Source organism: Granulicella mallensis (genome assembly GCF_014203225.1).
Classification (GTDB): domain Bacteria; phylum Acidobacteriota; class Terriglobia; order Terriglobales; family Acidobacteriaceae; genus Granulicella; species Granulicella mallensis_A.
The window spans coordinates 280,088-286,825 of the sequence record NZ_JACHIO010000007.1; the positions used below are offsets into that span (position 1 = coordinate 280,088).

6 protein-coding genes are annotated in these 6,738 nt (G+C 57.1%); 2 read left to right on the forward strand and 4 right to left on the reverse strand.

Annotation, left to right across the window (positions count from 1 at the left end; genetic code table 11):
* Positions 1-7: 7 nt before the first annotated feature.
* Positions 8-1,900 carry a winged helix-turn-helix domain-containing protein gene (locus HDF15_RS10420; protein WP_184255251.1) on the forward strand — a complete coding sequence of 631 codons (1,893 nt, stop codon included), beginning with the start codon at positions 8-10 and terminating at the stop codon, positions 1,898-1,900.
* A 126-nt stretch (positions 1,901-2,026) separates the two neighbouring features.
* Here HDF15_RS10420 and HDF15_RS10425 read toward each other — a convergent pair whose 3' ends face one another.
* The 3 genes from HDF15_RS10425 to HDF15_RS25880 form a co-directional block, all read right to left on the reverse strand.
* Positions 2,027-2,908 (reverse strand): hypothetical protein, encoded by an 882-nt coding sequence (locus HDF15_RS10425; protein WP_260330990.1) that lies wholly within the window; start codon positions 2,906-2,908, stop codon positions 2,027-2,029.
* Between the two features lie 111 nt (positions 2,909-3,019).
* Positions 3,020-3,787, reverse strand: a complete 768-nt coding sequence (locus tag HDF15_RS10430; protein WP_184255255.1) for a biopolymer transporter Tol — start codon at positions 3,785-3,787, stop codon at positions 3,020-3,022.
* Complete coding sequence (locus tag HDF15_RS25880) at positions 3,669-3,968, reverse strand: L-rhamnose mutarotase (RefSeq protein WP_311733077.1); 300 nt, start codon at positions 3,966-3,968, stop codon at positions 3,669-3,671. Before HDF15_RS25880 ends, HDF15_RS10430 begins: the two co-directional genes overlap by 119 nt.
* 88 nt (positions 3,969-4,056) lie before the next feature.
* Between HDF15_RS25880 and HDF15_RS10440 the strand changes: the two genes are divergently transcribed.
* Positions 4,057-4,194 carry a VOC family protein gene (locus tag HDF15_RS10440; protein WP_184255257.1) on the forward strand — a complete coding sequence of 46 codons (138 nt, stop codon included), beginning with the start codon at positions 4,057-4,059 and terminating at the stop codon, positions 4,192-4,194.
* Positions 4,195-6,045: 1,851 nt separating this feature from the next.
* On the opposite strand, the gene HDF15_RS10445 is transcribed toward HDF15_RS10440, so the two are convergent.
* Positions 6,046-6,738 (reverse strand): cupin-like domain-containing protein (locus tag HDF15_RS10445; RefSeq protein ID WP_184255259.1); only part of this gene is annotated, 693 nt, incomplete at its 5' end.

Genomic DNA, 6,738 nt, shown 5'->3' on the forward strand with positions numbered 1-6,738 from the left:
GAAGCAGGTGTCCTTTGCCGTCTATCAGTTCGGCGAATTCCGCCTTGATTGCGGCAGATTTGAGCTTAGCCAGGCAGGTCGCAGGCTCAAACTCGAGCGGAAACCTCTCGAACTCCTCGTCCTCCTGGTCACCAAGCATGGCCAGATCGTTACCCGTGATGAGATCGCCAAGTGCCTGTGGGAGCAGGAAGTCTTCGTCGACATCGAACACGGAATCAACACGGCAATCCGTAAAATTCGCCAGACCCTTGGGGATGGCCCCGACCTGCCGCAGTTTGTGCAGACAATCTCCGGATCTGGTTACCGGTTCATCGCAACCGTTACGGCGGTTGAGCCAGAGGTCACCGAGCCGACCCAATCTCCTGATGTTCCGATCGAGCCTCCTGCTCCGCCGGAGATCTTCGCTGCGCCCTCCATCCCGTCGACTGTTCGACCCCGGCAAAGATTCTGGCTGGTCGCCGTCTTGTGTGCCTTCGTTCTCATCGCAATTGCGATACTCACCGTCGGCCCTCATCCATTCGCTGCCCGCTTCCTCCATCGACCAGGTCGCTCCACCATCGGCTCGCTTGCCGTGCTGCCTCTCCAAAACCTCTCCGGCGACCCCTCCCAGGAGTACTTTGCCGACGGCATGACAGACGAGCTCATCACTGAGCTTGCCCGCATTCCCAACCTTCGCGTTGTCTCCCGCACCTCCGTGATGGCCAGCAAGGACTCCCACCGCTCGCTTGCCGACATCGTCCGCCAACTCGACGTCGACGCCATTGTCGAAGGCTCCATCGTCCGCTCCGGGGACCGCATCCGCATCACCGCCCAGCTCATAGACGCTCGCACCGACCGCCACCTCTGGGCGCAGTCCTTCGAAGGCCCTGCCTCCGACGTTCTTTCCCTCCAGGACAGCGTTGCCCAGCAGATCGCCACCCAGGCCCGCTTTGTCCTCGCCGCTCCCGCGCCGCGCACGCCCGTCAACCCGGCCGCGTACGACGCCTATCTCCGCGGTCGCTACTTCCTTAATAAACAGGACCTCTCTCACAGCCTCGAGTCGTTTCAGCAGGCCATTGCCCTGGACCCCACCTACGCCTCCGCCTACGCCAGCTACGCCTCAGCGCTCGATGCCGCCACTACCTTCGGCATCGGTACACCCGAACAGGTCATGCCCAAAGCCATCGCCGCCGCCCAGCGCGCCATCCAGCTCGACCCGCAGAACGGCGAGGCCTACACGGCGCTCGGTAGCGTCCAAACCATCTACCAGTGGGACTGGAATGCAGCCGAACAGAACCTCACCCGCGGCATCTCCCTCAATCCCAACGACTCGATTGCCGAGTTCAAGTACGCTGTTTACCTCGACGCCGTAGGCCGTCCGCAGGATGCCGTCACTCACATGCGCCGTGCTCTTCAGCTCGATCCGCTATCTTTCCTCGTCAACCGCCGGTTGGGCGCAACTCTCTACCTTGCCCGCCAGTACGATGCCGCACTCGCTCAAATACAGCGCGCCGCCGAGATGGAACAACGGCCCGGCTCCATCGACAACTACATAAGTCTCATCTACGAGCAGAAGGGCGATCACGACCAGGCCGTGCAGCATGATCTGACAGCGCTGCACGAGGAACAGCCACAGCTCGACATCGCCGCTCTTCTTGGTGTGTATCAGCAGTACGGATGGCAGTCCTATTGGCGCGCGCGCACCCGCGGTCTTCTCACCACCTCAGCCCACTCTTGCACCGCTTACGAGATCGGCATCGATGATCTTCGCATCAACCAACTCGACCATGCCTTCGAATCGTTCCAACATGCGCTCGACAGCCACTGCTTCTACATGGCACTCATCCGCGTGGACCCACTATTCGACTCCGTCCGCCACGATTCCCGCTATGCCGCTCTCCTGACACGCATGCATCAGTAGACGAACCGCGCCTTGAGATTGCTGCCGGTAAACGGGCCCCAGTCCCGCAATCTGGCACACGGTTATCGATTGCTACGCCGAAATTGTTCAAGATAAGCGATCTTCAGATCCTCTTCGCAATACGTACTACTGCAAAGGCTCATACGTTACATACGCAAAGCGCATCGAGTCGGGAGCCCATGAGTTCACATTCATGCTGCCCTGTCCTCCCGACGCTTCTACCAGCACCTTCTGTGACTTCGAGACCTTATTGTTGTGGATGTCCACCAGCTTGAAGACGATATGCACATTGCGCGGGTCGTGAGTCGTCACGTCGGCCGGATAAGCAATGTAAACCAGCCTTTTGCCATCGGGCGAGATGTGCGGGAACCAGTCCTGCATCGAGTCGCTCACGATCCTCTCGGCCTTCGCGTCGTTCTCTCCTGCTCCGGTCGCCGGGAAGCGCCAGACCTCTTCTTTGCCGGACCTGTTGGAGTTGATGTAAATCCACTTGCCGTCAGGAGAATAGTCCGGGCCATCGTCCTGTCCGGGGCTTGAGGTCAGCCGAGTCTCGTCACCGCCCGTCGCAGGCTGCCCGTAGATATCGTACTGCTTGCCGCCCACCGGCCGTTGCGCCACATACGCGATGGTCTTGCTGTCAGGCGACCAGCCATGGAAGTAGCTCGGCGACACCTTCGTCATCTGCTTCACTTCACTGCCATCGGCATGGGCGAGATATACCTCCGACCCATGCTCCTCGCCCTGCGACGCCGAAAAGGCCAGCCACTTGCCATCAGGCGAAAGAGCCTTGTCATTGTTGCAGTGATAGTCCTCGGGAATCTTCAACTTCTCCGACTCTTCTACCATGCCGTCATTCCTGAAGTTCAGCTTATGAATCATGCCACCCGAGTTCGAGATCAGATACCTGCCATCAGGAGACCAGTTGGGAGCCTCCCAGATCGTGTCGGCGGTAAAGATGAGCTTCGACGAGTGCGTGCGCAGGTCGTAGACATAGATGCGGCTGCGCATAGGTGCTTCCGCCCCATGAGCCATCGAAGCGAAAGCAAGTGAAAATGTGGCAGTAGCCGCCAGCCTTGAGACAAACTTCATCATCATCAGATCCTTTTCGTTGAATTCCAGTTATTCGACCTTGCCTGCTTTGTTGACGAGCACCACTTGAGAGAAGACTCCCGTGTCAGGCGTGGTGGGGAGATGCGAGCAGAAGCCAAGGCCCACATAAAACGGTGCGTCAAAGTGAATGGTCAGCGGAGGACCGAGCGGGTGCATCGGCTCCCCCTTGATCGACGCGTAAATCGTGACCTCATCGCCCTTCTTCTCGATCCCGATCCGCTGCGCGATCACTTCGTTGAGCGTACCGCCGAAGCGATATTGCATGTCGCTCATCTGCGCGCCTTTTTCCGGACGGCCGGCCAGGTGAATCATGCCGGTGCCGTGCATGCCCAGCATGGCTTCCTTCGAGTCGTCCTCAAGTGTCTGCCGGATCATCAGCACGACCTTGCGATCGCCGTAACCATCTGTCTTCGGAAAACTGGTACTCGCCGCAAGAGACACATCGCCGGACAGCTTTTTGAAGAGAAAATGGAACTCGTCCCGCTGGTACCAGATGTTGTATCCGGCCGAGGTCACCGTATATTGCCCGCTGGATTTATCAAATTGGCCGTTGCCTGCCACAAGCGCGCCGCCCACGTCTGCCTGCCCATCGAAGAGGCCCAGGGGCGTATTGTCAATCCGGCTGGGGCGATGAAAATCGGCAGGCGGAGGCATCTGCTTATGCGTTGCCGAGCCGGGCAGCGCCCAGTCCGGCACCTGCGGCTGCTGTGCGATGGACAGTAGGCTGAGTGGTCCAAGGAGTAATGCAGATGCAGCACGAAAAGCATTTTTTCTCATCGAAGAGCACTCTAGCAGATGGTGGTGAGAAGTTGCCACGAATGTCGGCTTCGTAATCGGTGCCGTGGTACTCGAAGTAGGCGAACAGCACGCCGCTGCGCAGAAAGATGCTGTAGTTGCGGATGCCGCAGTCGGCAATTCTTTCAAGTACTCCGGGCCAGACGTCCGTATGGTAGCGAATGTATTCGGCTTAGCCCTTTTTCAACAGGACAATGCCTACTTTCCGCCGCCATAGAAAGCGATGATCAATCTGCAGGTGGATGATCTGGATGGTGTCGGACCGTTTGATAGAGGAAGGCGTCACGGTCGATCCCAAACGCGAAAGCTATGACTTCGGAAAGTTCGGCTGGATCACTGACCCGGAAGGAAATCGTGTCGAGCTTTGGCAGCCTGTCACAGCTGAATGACGCCGAGCCGATCCAGGGTGGTCCTCATAACTCGTGCTTGTCGTCAGTGATCGGTCGCTGACGGCAAGCGCGTTTCTCGTTACCTATCCAGGTGTGGGAGCGTAAACCGACATCGGTAAGTGCCTTGGCCTGTTGTTATCGCTATCTGAGATTTCCAGGCCCAAAAGTCGGTAAAGACAATGCGACCAGGCAGAAGTATTGCCTCAAATCTGCCCATTTCCTCTAACTTTGGGTGCTGGAAATGGGTGCGAAATGTACGCATTCTGGGCGGACCGTCTCGGCACTGCTGAGACAGATTGACAATCGTGAAAGGTTGGCATCCTTGCAGGATCGCATCAGACGAAGGCGGCTTGAGAGTTCACGGGCCCGATTATTCCACTGACACCGCGCCCGAGGCTGCCCTATTTTGGTGGTCACTTCCGGCGATAGTTGGTCCCGTGAACTTTATTCCCATGTTGCAATAGCGACCATGTTCGTTTACGGGCCAGTTTCCCATATAGCAAACATAACGAATGTCGGAGCTGTCGACTCCCATGCTGAACATTCCGCCGAACTCACCACCTTGGTGTCTTGCTCCCGCTTTGATTACACCCGTCCCATATTCCGTCCACGCGCCATTCTTGTGAAATGCCGATGTGCACGTTACGTCTGAGATCGAGTCGTTTGTAAAATATCCGACTACCTCAGTCTGGTCCTTGTCCTTCCATTGTGCTTCTAGGTGGATAACCAATCCCGCATCACGGCACACAGAGAGATTGCATGTGGGGGCCGTAGTCCCTGGAACGATTGGCATGCTGGCACCGGAATTATCGGTCGCGCACCCCGCTCCATTGTTATTGTTCGCGATCTCTTGCCTAGTCTGGGCTTCGCCGTTGGCAGTTTTACCCGTCGTGCGTTTTGCCTTTTGTGGCTGCGTACTGGGCATTGCGGGCAGGGCCGTGACTTGCTGGCCAGGCCTGCACCGAAATTCTCCTTGCTCTCCTGCATCAATATGTCCGCTGCTGGGGCAAATCTCTGCGCCAGGCGGTGGGGCTCCCTCTCTCTGGGGCGGTGTGGCGGCATTAGGGGTAGGGGAAGACGTCGGCACAGTTGTTTGCGCCGAGTTATTGTTTGGTGAGCATCCATCGTCGGTCTTGTTCATTTCGTCCAATGACGGCTTCATGGCCTGATAGACCTCGGGGCTCGTGTTAGCCATCCGATTGACGATTGCTCTGAGCTTCGGCAGGTAAGGACACGGGGCATCTGCCGCTGCCATCTGTTGCTGTAAGTCTGTGAGCTCTTTGATGATCGCGCTGGGGTCTTCCTGAGCGCGAACGCTCGCGCCAAAAAGGGCGACTACCGCCATCCCAATGAGGATCACCGCACGTAGGTATAAAAGTGCATTAAGGCGGGAACGTTTGTTGCCACAATTCAGCATTTTTGCTCCTCGTTTCTGAAGAACAGTGGCCCGTATGTCTGGTGTGCAGCCATAGTATCCCAACTGAGCGCGGTTTGAGACTCCAATCGGACGAAGTGTTCGAAATCGCCTATGCCGCCGTCAGGGGGCAAGTGCACACTCTTCGCCTATAGACCTTTAGCGGCTCGGCATCGCTACGCTGTACGACCTGCGACGGGAACAAGCGTTCCACAGCCCGGGACAGCAAGTCCAAAGCAAGACACCTCTTGTCAATGAATCTCCCGGGACCGTCAGTTGACGCAAAATCGCCGATGCACTCATCGAGGTTGGATAGGTAACGGGAAGTCGGCTTATCGCCAGCGACCGCCAAATGAAGAAAGTGGATTTCTCGAGAAATAAGATTTAACCCTGGCACATGCGAAGAAACAGGGACAGGATACTGGAGTGAACCCCTGTCATCGGTCCCTGCCTAACACCGCAGGGGATCTTCCGCGTCTTAGCCAGAAATTGATCATCAGAGAGTCTTCGTGGTTCTCCACGAAATGACTCCACCCCGCAGGCACATAGAGCAGATCGCCCGCACGCTGCGTGATGGAGATCGGTGTAGCCTTCGAGAACTCCGGGAAGCGCGTCGCATCCGGAGACTTTGCGTTAACCATGCTGACCCCGAAGTCTGGAAGTGCATTCGGGTTCGGATGAATCATGTATAGATAAGGAAAATCGGCTGGCGGATAGAGGAGCCATTCTTTGGCACCGAAGTATGCGAACGAGAAGTTGTCCGGGATGTCCTTGTGCAGGGCAGTCACCGTTCCCTTCTTCCCCATCCACATCCGTGGCTCATTGAAAAAATACTCAGGGTAGAACATCGGAAAAGGGACCCCGAGATCGCGCGCCATCTCGACGGGTATCACGGTGCCGGCGGCATAGGCCGTCCCGGCATCGTTTACCTGCATGAAGTGTTCCCCAATGAAATTTCTTAGGGGCATCTCTTCTTCGCGGCGATTCAGGTAACTACCCGGATCTGCCATATTGCCGAAACGAACGTTCACGCTCTGATCGCCGTAGGCCCCTTGCAGCAGACCTAAGATCTCTGCTTCAGAGAACTTTAACGGACCCAGCCGCAATAGAAAAGGCATGGAGCGCGCTGC

Coding starts and splice junctions, on each gene's coding strand:
- HDF15_RS10430 (WP_184255255.1), bottom strand. CDS start 3,787: ATGAGAAAAAATGCTTTTCGTGCTGCATCTGCATTACTCCTTGGACCA.
- HDF15_RS10425 (WP_260330990.1), bottom strand. CDS start 2,908: ATGCGCAGCCGCATCTATGTCTACGACCTGCGCACGCACTCGTCGAAG.
- HDF15_RS10440 (WP_184255257.1), top strand. CDS start 4,057: ATGGTGTCGGACCGTTTGATAGAGGAAGGCGTCACGGTCGATCCCAAA.